This is a genomic window from Pseudorhodoferax soli (genome assembly GCF_003337555.1).
GTDB lineage: Bacteria > Pseudomonadota > Gammaproteobacteria > Burkholderiales > Burkholderiaceae_C > Pseudorhodoferax > Pseudorhodoferax soli.
This window is the reverse complement of sequence record NZ_QPJK01000006.1, coordinates 271,807-290,056: the sequence shown is the minus strand read 5'-3', so window position 1 is coordinate 290,056 and position 18,250 is coordinate 271,807. Positions and strand designations below refer to the sequence as shown.

The 18,250-nt window shown below is 63.3% G+C and carries 13 protein-coding genes; 6 read left to right on the top strand and 7 right to left on the bottom strand.

Annotated features, from left to right (window positions below; all coding sequences use genetic code 11):
- Window positions 1–219: 219 nt before the first annotated feature.
- Entirely contained in the window at window positions 220–1,791 is a 1,572-nt protein-coding gene (locus tag DES41_RS21840) for a methyl-accepting chemotaxis protein (RefSeq protein WP_114469774.1), read from the top strand.
- Window positions 1,792–2,125: 334 nt separating this feature from the next.
- On the opposite strand, the gene DES41_RS21835 is transcribed toward DES41_RS21840, so the two are convergent.
- The 5 genes from DES41_RS21835 to DES41_RS39595 form a co-directional block, all read right to left on the bottom strand.
- Window positions 2,126–2,851, bottom strand: coding sequence for a GntR family transcriptional regulator (locus DES41_RS21835; RefSeq protein WP_114470016.1), 726 nt, complete (start codon window positions 2,849–2,851; stop codon window positions 2,126–2,128).
- A 49-nt stretch (window positions 2,852–2,900) separates the two neighbouring features.
- Window positions 2,901–3,638 carry an aspartate/glutamate racemase family protein gene (locus tag DES41_RS21830; protein ID WP_114469773.1) on the bottom strand — a complete coding sequence of 246 codons (738 nt, stop codon included), beginning with the start codon at window positions 3,636–3,638 and terminating at the stop codon, window positions 2,901–2,903.
- A 5-nt stretch (window positions 3,639–3,643) separates the two neighbouring features.
- Window positions 3,644–5,146 (bottom strand): NCS1 family nucleobase:cation symporter-1, encoded by a 1,503-nt coding sequence (locus tag DES41_RS21825; RefSeq protein WP_114469772.1) that lies wholly within the window; start codon window positions 5,144–5,146, stop codon window positions 3,644–3,646.
- A 588-nt stretch (window positions 5,147–5,734) separates the two neighbouring features.
- Window positions 5,735–6,430: a DUF421 domain-containing protein gene (locus DES41_RS21820; RefSeq protein ID WP_211333046.1), complete on the bottom strand. Its 696-nt coding sequence runs from the start codon at window positions 6,428–6,430 to the stop codon at window positions 5,735–5,737.
- Between the two features lie 172 nt (window positions 6,431–6,602).
- Window positions 6,603–8,144 carry a methyl-accepting chemotaxis protein gene (locus DES41_RS39595; RefSeq protein WP_114469771.1) on the bottom strand — a complete coding sequence of 514 codons (1,542 nt, stop codon included), beginning with the start codon at window positions 8,142–8,144 and terminating at the stop codon, window positions 6,603–6,605.
- 564 nt (window positions 8,145–8,708) lie between these two features.
- Between DES41_RS39595 and DES41_RS21810 the strand changes: the two genes are divergently transcribed.
- The 4 genes from DES41_RS21810 to DES41_RS21800 all read left to right on the top strand — a co-directional run bounded on the left by DES41_RS21810 (window position 8,709) and on the right by DES41_RS21800 (window position 14,453).
- Window positions 8,709–9,980, top strand: coding sequence for a phospholipase D-like domain-containing protein (locus DES41_RS21810; RefSeq protein ID WP_114469770.1), 1,272 nt, complete (start codon window positions 8,709–8,711; stop codon window positions 9,978–9,980).
- 252 nt (window positions 9,981–10,232) lie between these two features.
- Window positions 10,233–10,607: a hypothetical protein gene (locus DES41_RS37900; protein WP_147282918.1), complete on the top strand. Its 375-nt coding sequence runs from the start codon at window positions 10,233–10,235 to the stop codon at window positions 10,605–10,607.
- A 246-nt stretch (window positions 10,608–10,853) separates the two neighbouring features.
- Complete coding sequence (locus DES41_RS21805) at window positions 10,854–11,414, top strand: ferritin-like domain-containing protein (RefSeq protein ID WP_114469769.1); 561 nt, start codon at window positions 10,854–10,856, stop codon at window positions 11,412–11,414.
- A gap of 345 nt (window positions 11,415–11,759) precedes the next feature.
- Window positions 11,760–14,453: a hybrid sensor histidine kinase/response regulator gene (locus tag DES41_RS21800; protein ID WP_114469768.1), complete on the top strand. Its 2,694-nt coding sequence runs from the start codon at window positions 11,760–11,762 to the stop codon at window positions 14,451–14,453.
- A gap of 636 nt (window positions 14,454–15,089) precedes the next feature.
- On the opposite strand, the gene DES41_RS21795 is transcribed toward DES41_RS21800, so the two are convergent.
- A complete protein-coding gene (locus DES41_RS21795; protein WP_114469767.1) occupies window positions 15,090–17,207 on the bottom strand; it encodes an ATP-dependent helicase in 2,118 nt (705 codons plus the stop codon).
- Between the two features lie 50 nt (window positions 17,208–17,257).
- Entirely contained in the window at window positions 17,258–17,839 is a 582-nt protein-coding gene (locus tag DES41_RS21790) for a MarR family winged helix-turn-helix transcriptional regulator (protein ID WP_147282917.1), read from the bottom strand.
- A gap of 19 nt (window positions 17,840–17,858) precedes the next feature.
- Here DES41_RS21790 and DES41_RS21785 point away from each other — a divergent pair, with 19 nt between their 5' ends.
- Window positions 17,859–18,248: a cupin domain-containing protein gene (locus DES41_RS21785; protein ID WP_245965815.1), complete on the top strand. Its 390-nt coding sequence runs from the start codon at window positions 17,859–17,861 to the stop codon at window positions 18,246–18,248.
- Window positions 18,249–18,250: the final 2 nt, after the last annotated feature.

Genomic DNA, 18,250 nt, shown 5'->3' with positions numbered 1-18,250 from the left:
TCATCCCTGAACATGTCGCACGTCTAGGACCGGTCGACGAAATGCGCCTGAGCAGCACGGCCGATGCTGGCGCTGCCTGCAGAGAAGAAGGGAATGAGAAGCGCCGCTCGGGCCTGCCATGCGTCCGCTTGTCGAGTGCCGGCAACTGTCAAGTTCGCCTGCCCCAGGAGATGCCATACTGCGTCGCATACCTCTTTGTGAGCATTCAGCTCAATCAATATGCGCCTTGGTACTCGGCTCGCGGCAAGCTTTGGCGTCGTTCTCGCCCTCCTCGCCGCAATCTTGCTTTTGAGCTTGTGGCGCCTGGATGCAACCTCCGATGCAGTGGCGGAGATGATGGCCACCCCGCTCGCCAAAGAGCGCTTGCTGGCTGAACAGCTGCGGGCGGTGGCGGTCGGCGTGACGAGAGGCAAAGCAATTGCCAAGAGTGCGGATCCCGCGCTGGAAGCCTTGTTCAGTGACGAGGCCAAGGCCTCCACCGCACGTGGCAACGAAATCGTCAAGGCGCTGGAAGCGTTTCCGATCTCCGAAGGCGAGCGGCCGCTCCTCGACCGTTTTGGCGAAGCCCGCAAGGCATACCTGGCGGCGCGCGATCCCATGATGGCCGCCAAGCGAGTTGGCAATGCCGTAGAAGCCGACCGCATTTACGAAACCCAGTTCGTGGTCGCTGGGCCGGCCTACGTCAACGCCTTGACCCAGGTGCTGGAGTACCAGCGCCGTAGCATCGATGCGATGAATGCCGAGATCGGCCGCAATGCGCGCAACAGCAAGATCGTGCTGAGCGCGCTCGGTGCACTGGCCATTGCGCTGGGCGCCCTGCTGGCCGCTGTCCTGGCCAGGTCGGTGACGCGCCCTCTGGCCGTAGCGGTTGCCGCAGCAAACGACTTCGCCCGCGGCGACCTCACCCGAAACATGCAGACCTCTGGCAGCGATGAGACTGCGCAGCTTCTACAAGCCATGGAGCGCATGCGGACAAGCCTTGCGGTCGTGGTCTCCCATGTACGCCAGGGCTCCGACGCAGTTTCGACCGCCAGCGCCGAGATCGCTCAGGGCAACAACGACTTGTCCACACGCACGGAGCAGCAAGCGAGTGCCCTGGAGCAGACGGCGGCCAGCATGGAGCAGCTTGGTGCGACCGTTCGCCAGAACGCGGACACTGCACGTCATGCCAGTCAGCTGGCAGTAGAGGCCTCTAAGGTCGCAACGCAAGGTGGCGAAGTGGTCACCCAGGTTGTGGCGACCATGCAGGGGATCAACGAATCGAGTCGCCGCATTGCGGACATCATCGGCGTCATCGACGGCATCGCTTTTCAGACCAACATCCTCGCCTTGAATGCCGCTGTAGAAGCCGCGCGCGCCGGCGAGCAGGGTCGTGGATTCGCTGTCGTGGCCAGTGAGGTGCGCTCCCTCGCGCAGCGCAGCGCCGATGCGGCCCGGGAGATCAAGGGACTCATCCACTCCAGCGTCAATCGGGTGGAACAGGGAACGGTGTTGGTCGATCAGGCCGGGGCCACCATGGCGGCGGTGGTCTCATCGATCCAGAGCGTGAGCACACTGGTCGGTGAGATCTCCGCGGCCAGCAACGAGCAAACCGCGGGCGTGGCGCAAGTCGGAGAAGCGGTCACCCACATGGACCAGTCCACCCAGCAAAATGCGGCATTGGTCGAGGAAATGGCGGCCGCCGCTTCCAGCCTGAAATCGCAGGCGCTGGACCTGGTCCGGACCGTAGCCGTGTTCAAACTGTCTTCGGCAGAACCAGTCCATGCATTGGAGCAGGAACTGAGGGTCTAACGCCCTGCCGTCGGCCCCCGCCTGCGGCGGTTCATACGCACGCCAGTTGACGCTGACCAACATCACAGCGCGCTTTACGTGCGACGGCGAACCGCGGCCAACCCGGGCAGTAGTTGATGTTTGCGCAAGGGGATCGGCCTTGAGCCGTGACCGCTACGTCGAACTTCGCAATCGGCGCCGTCGGCATGCCTTGACTGAACCGATGGAGCAAGTCGGTCGGTAAATCCGGAGCTGGATCGCGACCCAGGGACGGGTTGCAAAAGCCGGCGCCGCGCTGGATGATCCTCTGCGTCAGGACGGCGCAGCCGCCTGTAAACCAAGCCGACCGAAAAGCTCAAGCCAACAAAGCCTTGATCAAGTCCATGGGCCGGCCCGGCTGCACCGTGCCGAGCTGGAGGCTGGCTTCGATCCGGTCCAGGTGCTCGGTCATGCTGGTCACGGCGGCCGCCACCTTGCCCTGGCGGCACAGGCGCAGAAAATCGGCATGCTCGTCGCTGGAGCAATGCGGGTCGTTCGACGACTGGTACAGCATGGCAATCAGGGCGCTGCGCGCGACCAGCTCGTGCACCATTTCGGTCAGAGTTTGATTGCCCGTGGCCTTGGCCAGCGCCACGTGGAAGTCGCCCAACAGCTCTTCGCGCATGCCGGTGCTGCGCCGTGCCGCCTGGTGTTCCATGACGATGTGCTGCTCCAGCTTCGCATAGTCTGCCGGGCCGGCCTTGGCAATGAACAGCCGCACGACCTCGGCCTCGAGGATTCTGCGCACAGCAAACACCTCGCGCGCCTCCTGCACCGTGGGCTTGCTGACGAAAGCGCCCTTGTCGGGAATCATCTCGATCAGCCGATCCTTGGACAGCATCAGCAAGGCAGCGCGTACCTTGGTGCGGCTCACACCGTAGACGCGGCCCAGCGCCTCCTCGCGCAGCCAGGTGCCCGGTGGCAAGCGCTTTTCCAGGATGGCCACAGCAATGCCCTGGGCAATGTCCTCGATCGACTGCGGCTTGTCGGCCGAAGCGGCAGCTGGTGCGGTGGCGTTTTCAGACTTCGGAGCGCGCGGCATGGCCGGATTGTGGCCCAGCGGCCAGCGTAGCCGCACCGACAGCAGAGTTTCAGGGCGCAAGTGTGAAGCCCGCGAGCAGCCCGGCCATGGACTTGGGCAACGGGCGCGCCAGCTCGCCGCGCTTGCTGGTACGCAGGCCCAGGGCAACGAGCGATTCAACCATCTGCACACCGGCAGCCACGCCGTCAATCACGGGCACGGCAAGCGTCTGCTGGATGTGGGCGCACAAGTCGGCCATGCCGGCGCAGCCCAGTACGATGCTGTCTGCGCCATCCTCGTCCAGCGCACGCCGGCACTCGGCCACGATGCGCTCTCGCGCATTGGAGCCCGGTTCCTCAAGCTCCAGAACAGGCAGTTCGCACGCGCGCACATTCGCGCAGAAGCGCTCCATGCCATAGGCCTCGGCCAGGTGGCGGGCTTGACCGATGGTGCGGGCGAGCGTGGTGACGACCGAAAAGCGCGTGCCAACCATGCTCGCCAGGTGCATGGCCGCCTCGGCGATGCCAACCACCGGGCCGCGCGCCAGCTCACGGGCAGCCTTCAGTCCGGGATCGCCGAAGCAGGCGATCACATAGCCGTCCACACCCTCGCGTTCACCCTGTGCAATGCACTGCAGCAATCCCGGCACCGCCAGCGCCTCGTCGTAGTGGCTCTCGATCGACGCCGGACCCATCACGGGGCTGACGGCGGTGACCTCGCTGCCCCGCCGTGCCACGGCACGCGCAGCCTCGCCGATCTTGGCCGTCATGCTGGCCGTGGTGTTGGGGTTGATGACGAGGATGCGCATGGTGTTCAGCTCTTGCGGTTCAGGGCGGTGTAGATCACGAAGCCCAGTCCCATGCCGATGAACCAGGCGTAGTTGGCACCACCACGCAACGCGGGCACGATCACGCACAGGATCGGAATCAAAGCCGCAGGCACCATCGTCCAGACAGCCTTCATGTTGTAGCCGTTGCTGTACCAGTACTCGCCCTTCTCGCTCATGGTGTAGAGCGCGTCGACGTTCACGCGCTGCTTGCGCACGATGTAGAAGTCAGCGATCAGTATGCCGAACAGGGGACCGATGAAGGAACCGAGCACGTCCAGCGTGTAGTGGATCACCTGCGGGTTGTTGTACAGGTTCCAGGGCGTCAGGAAGATGGAGCCGACGGCAGCGATCATGCCCCCGGTGCGCCAGCTGATGTGCTGCGGCGCCACATTTGAGAAGTCGAACGCCGGCGACACGAAGTTGGCCACGATGTTGATGCCCACGGTCGCGATCATGAAGGTCAGCGCGCCCAGCACCACGGCCGTCGTGCTGTCGATCTTGCCGACCGTGTGCACCGGATCGGTGATGAGCTCGCCGAACACCGGCAGCGTGGCGGCCGTGGTGATCACGGTCAACAGTGAGAAGAACACGAAGTTGACTGGCAGACCCCAGAAGTTGCCCTTCTTCACCGCGTCGAAGCTTTTGCCATAGCGGGAGAAATCGCCGAAATTCAGCATTGGCCCGCTGAAGTAACTCACCACCAGTGCGATGGCCGACAGCATCACGGGAACCGCGTCCCAGCCCTGGAACTTGACACCACCCAGGTTCAGGTCGATCTTGTCCCAGCCGGCCTTCCAGACCAGCCATCCGCACAGGATGGCCATGACCACGTAGACGCCCGGGCCCGCCCAGTCGATGAACTTGCGGATGGCTTCCATGCCGTGCCAGAAGACGAAGGCCTGCAGAACCCACATGACCATGAACGCGGCCCAGCCGAGCGCGGAAAGGCCAACGAAGCCGTGCTGCGCCACATCGGCGTAGGGCGCCCATTGCGGGAAGAAATGCAGCGCCAGGATCATGACCGCGCTGGACGCCAGATAGGTCTGGATGCCGTACCAGGCCACGGCGATCAAACCGCGGATGATCGCCGGGATATTGGCGCCCAACACCCCGAAGGAAGCGCGGCAGATCACCGGGTACGGCGTGCTGGTCTGCTGGCTGGGCTTGGCCACCAGGTTGCAGAAGAACTGCACGATCAGGATGCCGACCAGCAGCGCCACCAGCACCTGCCAGCTGGTCAGGCCCAGCGCGAAGAGGCTGCCAGCAGTGATGTAGCCGCCAACGCTGTGTACGTCGGCCATCCAGAACGCGAAGATGTTGTACTGGCCCCAAGTCTGCCGCTTGAGCGGGGCCAGGTCCTCGTTGGTCAGCCGCGGGTGGTAGTCCGGCTTGATGGCTGCATTGCTGGCGGCGTGGCCTGCATGTGCCGGGCTCGCCCCGGCTGCGCTTGTCTCCCCCGGTACCTGACTGACGGTAGCAGTGCTCATGGTCGTCCTTTGAAGGGTGGTTGGGCTGGTCGAACGTGCATTGCGTCCGTTTATTGCGTTCGTATTTTGTATCCAATAAACGGATGCAATCAAGCCTCAGATTCCAAAATCCAGCAGGACATACCCTAGGAAGGTCAGACGCAGCACCGGGCCACACGCAACCACTCGAAGTGGCCGATCCCTTGGCATGGGCTGTCTGAATCCAAGGAAATCACGGGCGACCGCATGGGGCCGACAGAGTTGTGAGGCACTGCGGTGGCCGGCCGGCGCTTGGCAGCAGCACCGGCTTCAAACGCCACACCGACCCGCAGAGCGATCCAACGGTTGCACGGGCCGTCGCGCATGTCCGCTCAACGTTGTCAGCGATGCGGCTTGTCGGGCGCGAAAGCCACGCTCTGGTGCCAGGGGGTCAGCGAAGCTGACCTTCAGCCCTCACCGCTGGTGATCTGGTGGTCAGACGATCGCGGACGGCCAGTCCAGACGCGCACCACAACGGGCTGCGCGTTGGCACCGCCCGATCCACGCTGGGTGAACGAGACCTCCCACCCATCATGTGGCGCGTGTTTTTTTTGGCCCCGAGCGCGCCGATCACTGCACTCGCGGACGCGTAAGCGCTTTCGTCCAGGTGTCATGGCGACAACGAGAACAGTGCGCGGTCTCGCCGGCGTTCAGTTCGACGGGAAGGCCGCAACGGACACAGCAGTACAGACCCTGCGACGTCGGTTCTTGAACCACCTCTCGGTGTTCGGGCGGTAACACCGACAGCCCAGCGCGCACATCCTCAGCCTCGAAGAAATACAGGCTCACGTCTCCATCAGTCTCCAGGATTGCCAGCCTGACTTGGCCGAGATGTTCCACGCCTCGCTGCCGAAGCTCCATAAACAGCTCGGACGACGACATGTTGAGCCCCTCCAGCGACTCCAGCTTGTACAGCCCGTCTTCGATGACCGTCACGGGCTTGCCATCCATCCAACTCTCGAACCGCTTGCTGTGCGCCATCGCCATGGTTGTCAGGCGATACACCGCGAGCAGGGTCAGAAACACCATCGCCACCGGCAGGAGCGGGACGTCCTCGTAGAACGACACATCTCCCGCGGCAGAGCCAAGGGTCAAGATGACGACAAGTTCGAAGAGCGAGAGCTGGCGGATGCCTCGGCGGCCGCTGAGCTTGAGAAACAGGAAGACGGCGCAATATGCGAACAGGCTCCGCAGCGCGACTTCACCGAGAAACGTGAGCGGCAGGTCTTTGAGGAAGATGCGAGCAGGATCGAAAGTCGTCAGCATGGTCGATGGTTACGCCTAGTGGCACAGAATGGAAAGCGGCCTGATCTCCACCGATTGCTGATCCACACTGAGAGGACCGAGCCCCGCGTCGATTGTTCCCAACCATGGACACGAGGCAGGCCGGTTGGAAGCGCTCCGCAATCCTACGGCTGTTGGCGAAGCTTGCGACCACCTAGCTGCTGGCCAGCCTGAAAACGGAAACAGCTTGCACCAGGTGCTGCGCCTGTTCCTTCAAGCTTTGCGCCGCAGCAGCGCTTTCTTCAACCAGGGCGGCATTCTGCTGCGTCGCCTGATCCATTTGCACGATCGCTTCGCCGACCTGCCCGACCCCGGCAGCCTGCTCCGAGCTCGCAGAGCTGATCTCTCCCACGATGTCGGTCACCCGGCGGATCGACGCGACAACTTCGTTCATCGTCAGGCCAGCCTTGTTGACGAGAACGGTCCCGCCTTCGACTTGCTCGACGCTTTCTGAGATGAGCGCCTTGATTTCCTTGGCTGCTCCCGCACTCCGCTGAGCCAGCGACCGGACTTCCGAAGCAACAACCGCAAACCCGCGCCCCTGCTCCCCTGCTCGAGCGGCTTCGACCGCTGCGTTCAATGCAAGTATGTTGGTTTGAAAAGCAATACCGTCGATCACGCCGATGATGTCGGCAATCTTCTTCGAGCTTTCGTTGATGCCCTGCATCGTCTCAACGATTTCTTCGACAGATGCGCCTCCCTGCATGGCAGTCGCGGATGCACTTTGAGCGAGCTGGTCCGCCTGGCGTGCATTGGCCGCGTTCTGCTTGACCGTCGCATTGAGCTGCTCCATCGATGCCGCGGTCTCCTGTAGAGCGCTGGCTTGGCTTTCGGTGCGACTGGAAAGATCATTGTTTCCATGCGCAATCTGCGTGCTGGCCACGGAAACGCCTTCGGCATTGTGTCGAACCTCTCCGACGATCGAGGCAAGGTTGGACTGCATGGCCGCAAGTGCGGCGAGAAGTTGCGCAGTTTCGCTTTGACCGTCAGCCAAGATGGGCCGAGATAAATCCCCGCTCGCAATCGCTTGCGCCGCGCCGACCGCTTCTCTCACCGGACGCGCAATTGAGCGCACAGTAAGCACTGCGGTCGCCAGGGCAAACGTCAACGAGCCCACAAGAAAACCGCCAACGATGAGAAGCGTGGATTCGCTCAATTGGTCTATCTTGCCAACCGCTTCTTCCATCGACGCTTCCTGCTGCGTGATGAAATCGTCGAGTGCCTTCTGGTAGGCCGACTGCTTCTGCGCAAAGTCTCCAAACAGGGCCGCGGTCGCCGCGGCCTGGTTCCCCTCGGCCGCGAGGGACCGCACTTTGTCCCTGGGCGCTATGTAGTCCTGACGGGCTGTTTGCAGTTTTGCGAAACTCGCTTTGTCCTCGGTGGAGCGGATCTTCCCGGTGACCTGCGACATTTTCTGATCGATTTCCTTGGTCCTCGCGCTCATGGCATTGAGGACAGGTGCTTGGCTCGAAGGATCCAGGAGAACCAGGTCACGTAGCGCCTGCGAGTTCGCTGCGTTGAGGATGGCGATGTCGTTGAGCGTTGCAACCATGGGATAAGTCACATCCATTGTGGCGTTCACTTCATCGGAAATGCTTCCGATACGCCCCAGAGACACGGCACCTAAAAGCACGATCAATGCTGCCATGACTGCGAACCCAGACCCGAGAAGGGTCGACAACTTCCAGTTTTTCATCGCGAAGAACGCCGAGTGCTATTGCAAAAGCTCGTTATCGACAGAAGCAGTGCGATCTTTATGCTTGAGTGGCACTGGCGGCGTGACGAAGAGTAAGTTCGCTGTGCTGAAGGCAAGCAACGACCAGACGTCCAAGGCTTGGCGACACGGTATGCAGGCGTCTGTCAATCATGCGCTTTGGTATCGTGCGATGCGTTTGGAGAATTCCACTTGGGCCCCGATCAGCGGCTCCGAGTCTTCCGTGAGTTACAAACGCCCTTTAACTCCATCCAAGCCGTCGACAAGGTAGTTGTCCCAACGCCATTGCATTGATCCCTGTATATGGAAGACGACAGCCTCGCACTGCAGAGCTCGGGCGGTCACTGCTAGACATTGAAATGGATGACCCTATCGTCCAACGCCTCAGCCGACGGTCAATCCTGGCCCCAACAGGCTGAGGCACACTGGCCGACCGAGCCAAGCTGGCCACAACGGTGGAAGTCCGACTTGGCGCACTCGTCATCTGCCCTGACTCACGTAGCAAGTGGTCTACCTTGAAGCGCCCCGTCAAAGGAGGAGAACATCATGTCCAGCAGTTCGCAGTGGGTTTACCTCCTGCTGTCTGTGGTCGCTTGCATCGTGCTCGCAGCGGTCATCTGGTCCATCCGGCGGCATCGTGCACCCACTTTGCGCGTGGAGTGCCAGACGCCCATCAGCCGTCTCGCCCCATCCATCGCTGGTTTGACCTTGGGTACGATGTTAGGAGGTAACCGGGTGCAGCTTCTCGAGAACGGCGCCTTCTTCGACGTGGTGCTGGACAGCATCTCTGCGGCAAAGCAGACCGTCCATTTCGAAACCTTTCTGTGGAAACAAGGCGCGTTGGGGCAGCGCCTTGCAGAAGCACTGTCGGCCAAGGCCCGCGGAGGTTGCAAGGTGCGCGTGATGCTGGACGCCGATGGCTCCAAAGACGCAGGCAAGGCAACGATTGCACAGATGCGCGAAGCTGGTTGCAGAGTGGAGTTTTTCCACAAGCGTGCCTTTGTCAACATCGGGGTCTTGAACGATAGGACCCACCGCAAGATGTTGATCATCGACGGGCGGGAGGCGTTCGTCGGTGGTCATTGCATCGTCGACAGCTGGCTCGGCGATGCACAGGACAAGGAGCACTACGCCGACCTCAGCGTCCGGCTGCACGGCCCCATCGTCCACAGCGTCCAGAGCGCGTTCAGCGAGAACTGGGCAGGGCACACGGGTGAATTGTTCCTGGGAAATGACGTCTTTCCGCACTTGGAGCAGGTCGGCCAGATTGTCATTCATGCAGCGTTTGCCAAGCCGCATCGGTCGGCGCCCGCGGTGAAGATCCTGCATCACGGCGTCATCTGCCTGGCCCGACGTCGCATCTGGATCCAGAACCCCTACTTCATCCCCGAGCCCGAAGCGATCGACGCATTCGGCGCAGCCGTGAAGCGCGGTGTCGACGTGCGGGTGCTCATGCCCTCGACCGCTGGGTCGGACAACCCCATGGTGCAGCACGCCGGCCACCGCAACTTTGAGAAACTGCTGAAGTGCGGCGTGCGGCTGTTCGAGTACCCCCACACGCTGCTGCACCAGAAGGTCATGACGATCGACAGTTGCTGGAGCGCCATCGGGTCCAGCAATTTCGATGACCGCTCGTTCGAGATCAATGACGAGATCACACTCGCTATCACCGACGAGGCCACCGCGCAGCAGTTGGACGGAGTGTTTGAGAAATATGTGGCCCGCGCACAAGAGATTAACCTGCACGATTGGCAGCACCGCGGGACTTGGCACAAGCTCAAGGACAACGCGGCCTATTTGTTCAACGAGATGCTGTGAACCTTTGCGCCCTGTCGGCTGAACTGCCCCGGTCTGCGGGGCTTGTCCGTTGAAGTGAGCCTGCCGCAGCAGCCTTGCTGCAGCTTTAACGTAGGCCTTCGCCCAGGCCGATTCATCGCCCCGCCTTTCCCGCCGCCGGACCGGACGATTGTTCCTCCTTCGAGACCATCGTCCAAGCGTCGGTGTCTTGCGCCCGTGATTAGCGGGGTGCACTTCCCGATGGCATGGGCACCCAGCAGGCAAACAGACACGATGAACTCTGACCACCTTGATGCCATCAAGAAGCTCATCGATGCAATGGCCTTGACCCGCACAGAGATCGACGGAACGCGCGAGGTGATTGTTGCTGATCTGGCCACCCCGCGTGCCGAACGCAGACAAACCGCCACGGCCATCGAGGTGCTCCGTTGGCGCCACCGGCTGTGCCAAGTGCGCCCAGTGATGGGGGCGCAGAAGCGCTTTGGCCGCCAACACGCCGTCAGGCTTCTCGGGTCAAGACTGCCATGCAGTCGCCCGAGCCTCCGGCCACGCCGCCGATCTTCGGCGGTTCTGGCCTGCTGCCTCGGTGCATCTCGCACGCTCGCAGAAGCGATGGCACCACTGGTGCGCGCCGGAACGGACCCGTGAGAGCCGGGGTAGACGCTCCGAGGGCCAGCTACCAATGAACGGCCGCGGTATCAGGCACACGCCCTGATCTGCAGGACCGTACCGAGCTGGAAGCCACGCCTTGGCAGCCCCGAGGCTGATGACGGCGCGTCAGGTGTCGGCGCCCTCACCTACATATGGCGGCAGGCACGGCCTACCCGCCGAAACACGTCGCAACCAAAGACTCCGCATTCCGCCCACCGGGCATGCATTGACGAGAGAACACTCATGGCAACGAGCAACGATCCCACGCTGGCAGGCACATTGGCGCAGGCCACGGACCTCGACCTTCCCACCACCGAGAGCAGAGGTGACAACATCGTCCGCAGCGAAGGGATCGATCGCAGCGATGTGGTCGATGTGCTGAATGATCTTCTGGAGAACTCGCGTGACGGTGAATACGGCTTCAAGACCTGCGCCGAGCAAGTCGAGACCTCGAAGGCCAAGCAGTTGTTCGCTGCGCGCGCCGAGGGGTGCCGACAGGCCGGTGAAGAACTGATGCAGTTGATCCGGCGCTACGGCGGCGAACCCGCTTCGGGCGGCACGGCCGCCGGCGCATTGCACCGGGGCTGGGTTGCAGTCAAGGGAACCGTGGGAGCCGACAGCGAATTGTCCATCCTCGAATCGTGCGAGCGTGGCGAGGACACTGCGATCGCGCGGTACCGCAAGGCGTTGAAAGCAGACCTTCCCGCGGACGTGCGGGAGCTGGTGCAGCGTCAGGCAGATGGCGCGCAGCGCAACCACGATCAGATTCGTGATCTTCGCAACGCGGCACGTGCTGCGTCCTGATGTTTGAGTTGGATCCCTGTGGTCCATCCGACGGCCGTTTGCAGCAGCACGTTTGACGGCGCTGCGAACGGGCGGCCCGGTAATGCGCCCGCGCGCAGATCGCCCCCACTCCCATCCTGCGGCGTTGGAGCCGACGCGAGCCACGCGCTCTGGCTCGTCGAGAGCCATAGTTCAGGGCAGTAACGCCTCGTCGTCGTCCACGGTCTGCGCGGCCGGCTTCTCTGTCAGGGCACGACAAGTCATCGGTAGGGTTCGATGCTGCTGGCTTCGGCAGCGGCGATCCTCGCGCCGAGGTTGCACTAGGGTGGCCTCCGCCCACGGTGTCGCGAAGGACAAAATCCGTTGATGTCTAAACAGCAACAGCCTCAATCGACCCGTCCGTCCGATCGCCTCGACGCCGCTGTGCGGACGGCCGGGGTCGGTGTCTGGCTCAACCCGCTACCCCTTGGCGATCTGATCTGGAACGACAACACCAAAGCCCATTTTCATCTACCCCAAGACGCACATCCGACGGCCGAACTGTTTTTCGCACGGCTGCACGTGGACGACCGAGAGCGGGTACGACAAGCAGTAACGCGTACCGTGGAGGATCGCCGACCGTTCGATGAGGTGTACCGGACGGTCGGGCCGCAGGGCCAGGAGAAGTGGATCCACGCGGTCGGGCGCGCAGTGTTTTCGGACGAGGGGGTGGCCATCCAGTTTGACGGCATCACGCTGGACGTGACATCCGCCATCACCGCCCAGCAGCAGCTTCGGGAGTTCGCGGACTCCGCGCCAGCAATGCTTTGGAGCACGGAGGCGGACGGGTTGTGTTCTTTTCTGTCTCGCGGCTGGAGCCGGTTCACCGGTATGCCAGAGGCCGCGGGCCTTGGGTTCGGCTGGCTGGAGACTGTGCACCCGGAAGAGCGCCTGGCAGCCCATGAGGCCTTTGTGCGGGCCACGGAGCAGCGATGCGCCTTCTCGCTGGAGCATCGCGTGCGCCGTCCCGATGGCAGCTACAGCTGGGTGGTGGATGCTGGCCAGCCGCGGCTGGGGCCAAACGGCGAATTCCTGGGCTTCGCCGGTTCTGTCACTGACATCCACGAACGGCGCGAGGTGGAACAAGCTCTACGGCGTTCCAACCAGCGCTACGGCCGCCTTCTTGCCTCCATTGACCAGGGCTTTTGCGTCGTTCAGATACTTTTGGATGACCAGGCACGCCCCGCGGACTACCGCTTCTTGGAGTGCAACGCGGTGTTCGAGCGCCAAACCGGGCTGGTCGAGCCGGTCGGGCGCACTGCACGTGAGTTGGTCCCCAATCTGGAGGAGTTCTGGTTCCAGACCTACGGCAAGGTCGGCATCACGCGCGAGCCCGTGCGCTTCACGCACGGGTCAAGCGCGATGGGCCGCTGGTTCGACGTGTTCGCCTCGCCCATCGGTGAAGGACAAGACCTGCAGGTGGCCATCCTGTTTCAGGACGTCAGCCTGCGCATCGAGCAGGAGCGCCGGCTGCGCGAAAGCGAGGAGCGCTACCGCGGATTCCTCGCCAGCACCAGTGAAGGCATCTGGCGCATGGAGTTCCAACCGCCGGTGGACCTGCAGATGGCGCCCGGGGAGCAGATCAATGCCCTGTTTGCTCAAGGGCGGCTGGCTGAGTGCAACTCGGTGTTCGCCCGCATGCACGGCCTGGCGGAGCCGGAAGCGGCGGTGGGCCGTGGTCTGGGGTGGATGTTCGATGCGGCCGACCCACGGGTGCAGCTTCACCTGGACAAGCTGGTCCAGGCTGGTTACCGCAGCGGAGAAGGCGAATGGTTGGTCGTCGCACCGAACGGACAACCCGAATGGTTCGCCTCCACCTTCCTGGGCGTGGTCGAGGACGGCAGCTTGGTTCGCGCCTGGGGAACGCGCCGCGACATCACGGCTCGCAAGCGCGCCGAGGCCGCTTTGTTGGAGGCGGACCAGCGCAAGGACGAATTCCTGGCGACTCTCGCGCACGAACTGCGAAACCCGCTGGCGCCCATTCGCAGCGCAGCGGAACTCATCCGCCGCGGCGGTCAGGACGAAGCCCGTCTGCAGCGCCATGCCGCAGTCATCGGTCGGCAGGTCACGCACCTGGCGAGGATGATCGACGACCTGATGGACGTCAGCCGGATCACCCGTGGCAAGTTGGAACTGAGTCTGGCGCCGCTTGTCCTGCAGGATGTGCTACGCGCGGCTTGCGAAAGCACGCATGCAGCATTGCAGGCCGATGCGCACACGCTCACCCTGGACCTGCCAGAAATCCCTGTGCGTATCTTGGGAGATGAGGTGCGGCTGGTCCAGATCTTCTCCAATCTGCTGACGAACGCAGCGCGCTACTCGGCGCGCGGAAGGCCGGTTGAACTATCGCTGCTTGGCATGGGAGAGCACGCGGTGGTTCGCGTCCTTGATCAAGGCATTGGCATCGCAGCCGACCAGTTGCAGCGCGTGTTCGAGCTCTTCTACCAAGGCGGCACGCCGTCAGAGCGTGGACACGGCGGACTGGGCATTGGTCTGTCACTGGTACAGCAGCTGACAGCGCTGCACCACGGCACGGTGCAGGCCAGCAGCCCTGGACTGGGTCATGGCAGTGAGTTCGTGGTGCGGTTGCCCCTGGCGGGGCCTGAGCTCGCATCGGCGGACACGAGCACGGTCGACGGCAGCCGCTCCGGGCGCCTGCTGATCGTGGACGACCAACGCGACGGCGCCGACACGCTGGCCGACGTGATGAGCAGCATGGGTTACGAGGTGTCCACAGCCTACGACGGGGTGGAGGGCCTGGCGCAGGCCGAAGCCACGCGGCCGGACATTGCGGTGCTGGACCTGGGCATGCCGCGCATGGACGGCTACGGACTGTGCCGCGCACTGCGCGAGCACGACTGGGGGCGGCGTATGACGGTGCTGGCACTCTCGGGCTGGGGTCAGACGGCTGACCGCGAACGTTCGCGCGCAGCAGGTTTTGACGTCCACCTCGTCAAGCCGATCGACCCGCAGGCACTCGTACATGCAATTGAACGCGCACGTGCCGGTTGCCGCGACTGACCAAGCGCAACGTTTGCCTCGCGCCCATCTACGAGGTACACCTCAATCGCGTCACAGCCATCAGAGTGGCACTCCTGATGGCCTAAGGTTCATTGGTGCAGTGTAGAAACCAACCGCGCGTCTTGTTGCTCGAAGAGTGAGCATGCGCCTGAGTCCATCGGCCAGTTCTGCGTGGAGAGAAATGTCTCAGTGCCCGCTCTCTCTCCGCGGCGGCCTTCCAGCAACGAATGCGCTGCGTGGCGGGACATTGGCGTTTCGCGAATGCGTTTCTTAAAACTGTCGATGGCATCAAGGTCGTGGCGCCAGAGCGCTCGTGGTGCATGCTAGCTTGCCCAGATGCCATCGACCTGCCCTGCCCCCCGACCGAGCGTTGTGTCGACAGCACGGGTAAGCCACCCGTGCCGACCTGCTGCCGACATCGCAACTGTGGCGAATCATGGCCGTTTCGAATCGGCTACGCGCCTGGGACCGTGAAGTACTTGGCAGCGCAGACTCGGCTTGCGACCAGCACGGTAATGCAAGCATGGCCGCACGCAATCGGGGCGCACTACGACTCGCGATCAGGGAGGTCAGAACGTACTCGGGCGAGGTGCAGCCGCTTCGCATCATTGACCGTGCGTCGCTGCCGCGGGAGCATCACCGCCATGCCGACTTCGCTCGGTCGCGTATCTGCATCACCACGGTCTGCGGCGCTCTCCTGGCAGGGTCCACTGAAGCCAGCGGCCACGTGATGCTCTCGAACTGCGGCAGCAAAGCGTCAGAGATGAAACGCGTACGCGCTGCGTAAACATGGCGGTCGCCCATCGAGCCCTGCTGGGTGATGTAGAAGCGGTGCGGTGTCATCACATGCAAATGATCCTTGGCGCGCGTCAACGCCACGTAGAGCAGCCGGCGCTCCTCGTCGATCTCTGAAGTGCTGCCAGTGCCCAGGTCCGATGGGATGCAACCGTCGACAGCGCGCAGCAGGAACACTGCCTTCCATTCTTGACCCTTGGCCGAATGGATGGTCGAGAGGATCAGGTAGTCCTCGTCACGTCCCGGCGGCCCGGACTGATCGCTGGTGGCGTCCGGCGGATCAAGCGTCAGCTCGGTCAGAAAGCGTTCGCGGTCGGCGTAACCCGAAGCCATGCGCTCCAGGTTTTCGACGTCGGCGCGGCGCGCCTCAGAATCGTCGTGCAGGCGTTCGAGCTGCGGGAGGTACCAACGCTTGGCAAGGCCCACCTCGGCAGGCCAGGTCGAGCTGCCGCTGCTCTTGTGCATCGCCTGGAACAGTTCCACGAAGGCGGCCCATTCGCCCGCCGCGGCCGCCGGCGGCTCGAAGGCCTGCACAGCGTCACGGGGATCGGCTGCCTGCTCGATGGCTTCGAGCACGCGCGTGGCCGTGACCGGTCCAATGCCCGGCATCAGCTGCAGCGTGCGCAGCCCGGCAAGCCGTCCGCGCGGGTTCTGCGCGAAGCGCAGAATCGCCAGCAAGTCCTTCACGTGAGAAGCCTCGAGGAACTTCAGTCCGCCGAACTTTACGAAGGGGATGTTGCGCCGGGTCAGTTCCAGCTCCAGCACGGCACTATGCGAGGACGTGCGGAACAGCACTGCCTGCGACTTGAGCGTGAGGCCTGCCTCGCGGTGCTGCAGGATGCGGTCAGCCACCCAGCGTGCCTCGCTGGCCTCATCCGGCACGCTGACGAGCTGCGGCAGCTGCGCGCCGGCCCGGTCCGTCCACAGGGTCTTTGCGTGGCGCTCGCTGGCCGCCGCGATGACGGCGTTGGAGACCGCGAGGATGGGCTGGATGGAGCGGTAGTTCTGCTCCAGGGCCACACTGCGCGCTGGCTGGCGGAACTGGTGCGGGAAGTCCAGGATGTTGCGCACTGTCGCGCCACGGAAGGCATAGATCGACTGCGCGTCGTCGCCCACCACGGTGACACCCGTGCCTTCAGGCTTGAGGCCCAGCAGGATCGCGGCCTGCAGCCGGTTCGTGTCCTGGTATTCGTCGACCAGGACGTGATCGAAAGCGGCGCCGACCTCTGTGGCCAAGCTGGGCTCGCCCATCATCTCGGACCAGAACAGCAGCAGGTCGTCGTAGTCGAGCACGTTCTGCTCCTGCTTGGCTTGCACGTATGCACCGAAGAGCCTGCGCAGCTCGTCCTCCCAGGCGCTGCACCATGGGAAATTCTGCTGCAGCACCTCGGCCAACGGCGCCTGGGTGTTGACCACACGCGAGTAGATCGCCAAGCAGGTTCCCTTCTGGGGGAAGCGGTTCTTGGTTTGGGTCAGGCCCAGGTCATTGCGCACAAGTCCCAGCAGGTCCTCGGCATCGCCGCGGTCAGAGATGGTGAAGTTGGTCTCCAGGCCGATGCGCCCCGCGTACTCGCGCAACAGACGCGCGCCAATGCTGTGGAAGGTGCCCGACCAGGGCAAGGCGGTAGGGGTCGTGGTGCCACCCAGCACGCGGCGCAGGACGCCGGCTACGCGCTGCTCCATCTCCTGTGCAGCGCGGCGCGAGAAGGTGAGCAGGAGCATGCGCTGGGGATCGGCGCCGTGCAGGATCAGTTTGGCGACCCGGTGCGCCAGCGTGTTGGTCTTGCCGGAGCCGGCGCCGGCAATCACCAGGAGCGGTCGCAGGTCCGGCTCGGCCTCGGTGCCGTGCTGCACGGCCTCGCGCTGGGCCGGATTCAGGTCGGCGAACGGGTCGAGGCGCCTGGCGGTAGTGGGAATGGGCTCGGACGCAGGATCGGTACGGACGGGCGCGGACAGCATCCGCGTACTGTATATCAATCCAGCTATCAAAACTTGCCCGGAAGGAGACCTCAGTTGCTTACGTCACCTTGTTTTGCGCGGGGGGCAGGCCTCACGTCTACGCGGTGCGTATCGGCCAGCTCGCTCAACACTTCGTAGAACGCTGCAAACCTCTCCTTGCCGACGACGGCGCTCCAGTCGCTTTCGATGGCACGTACTGTCGCGCGCTGAACGCGCACCACCTGCCAGCCTTTCTCGGTCACCGATATTCGCTTGGACAGCCCAACTGCGGCAGGTGCCCGATGGAGGTAGCCCTGCTGCTCGAGTTGTGCGAGCAGGTAGTTCATGGCCTGTTTGGTCATCCCCGCGCGGCTTGCCAGGTCGACCGGCCGCTCGTTCTCTGGGGGAGGAAACCGAAATACCTTGAAATGGGCTCGGTGGAGGTCATCGAAGCCAGCATCCCAGAGTGCCTGCTCGATCCGGGCCTCCACCGCTGTTAACAGGTAGCGCAGTCTTGCACCGATGAGAGGATCGTGAGGTCTGGCGTCGTCGGGAAACTGAGAAGCAGGGGCTTGACGCACTTTGACCATAAGGTAAAGTGACTTTACTTCAAGTCCACGAGTCCACGCAATGCGCTCTTCACGCTCGCTCATACCCATCGGCTCGTTGTCGATGCAGTTTCTGGTCGACGGTGAGGACACTGAGGGCCACATGGCAATGGCAGAGATGATCGTTCAGCCTCAAGCCAATGTTCCGCCGCCGCATCGCCACGCCGACGTCGACGAAACCATCCGTGTGCTTGAAGGTTGCCTCACCTACCGGGTGGACGGCGAGGTCCGCGTGCTACAGGCCGGCGACCACTGCTTCTCGCCGCGCGGCAGCGTGCACCACTTCTCCAATCCGGGTGACGTGCCGGCCCGGGCGCTGGTGGTGTTCTCGCCGGCCAACATCGGGCCGGCTTACTTCGAAGATGTGGCCGGCGTGTTGGGCAGCGGTGGCCCACCGGACAAAGAGCAACTGGTCGCAGTCATGCGTCGGCACGGAATCGAACTCGCGAACTGACC

Excerpts from the sequence above, each read along its gene's own strand:
- DES41_RS21840 (WP_114469774.1), top strand. The coding sequence starts at position 220 with ATGCGCCTTGGTACTCGGCTCGCGGCAAGCTTTGGCGTCGTTCTCGCC.
- DES41_RS21835 (WP_114470016.1), bottom strand. The coding sequence starts at position 2,851 with ATGCCGCGCGCTCCGAAGTCTGAAAACGCCACCGCACCAGCTGCCGCT.
- DES41_RS21825 (WP_114469772.1), bottom strand. The coding sequence starts at position 5,146 with ATGAGCACTGCTACCGTCAGTCAGGTACCGGGGGAGACAAGCGCAGCC.
- DES41_RS21795 (WP_114469767.1), bottom strand. The coding sequence starts at position 17,207 with ATGCTGTCCGCGCCCGTCCGTACCGATCCTGCGTCCGAGCCCATTCCC.
- DES41_RS37900 (WP_147282918.1), top strand. The coding sequence starts at position 10,233 with ATGAACTCTGACCACCTTGATGCCATCAAGAAGCTCATCGATGCAATG.
- DES41_RS21810 (WP_114469770.1), top strand. The coding sequence starts at position 8,709 with ATGTCCAGCAGTTCGCAGTGGGTTTACCTCCTGCTGTCTGTGGTCGCT.
- DES41_RS21800 (WP_114469768.1), top strand. The coding sequence starts at position 11,760 with ATGTCTAAACAGCAACAGCCTCAATCGACCCGTCCGTCCGATCGCCTC.
- DES41_RS39595 (WP_114469771.1), bottom strand. The coding sequence starts at position 8,144 with ATGAAAAACTGGAAGTTGTCGACCCTTCTCGGGTCTGGGTTCGCAGTC.
- DES41_RS21785 (WP_245965815.1), top strand. The coding sequence starts at position 17,859 with ATGCAGTTTCTGGTCGACGGTGAGGACACTGAGGGCCACATGGCAATG.
- DES41_RS21830 (WP_114469773.1), bottom strand. The coding sequence starts at position 3,638 with ATGCGCATCCTCGTCATCAACCCCAACACCACGGCCAGCATGACGGCC.
- DES41_RS21805 (WP_114469769.1), top strand. The coding sequence starts at position 10,854 with ATGGCAACGAGCAACGATCCCACGCTGGCAGGCACATTGGCGCAGGCC.
- DES41_RS21790 (WP_147282917.1), bottom strand. The coding sequence starts at position 17,839 with ATGAGCGAGCGTGAAGAGCGCATTGCGTGGACTCGTGGACTTGAAGTA.
- DES41_RS21820 (WP_211333046.1), bottom strand. The coding sequence starts at position 6,430 with ATGCTGACGACTTTCGATCCTGCTCGCATCTTCCTCAAAGACCTGCCG.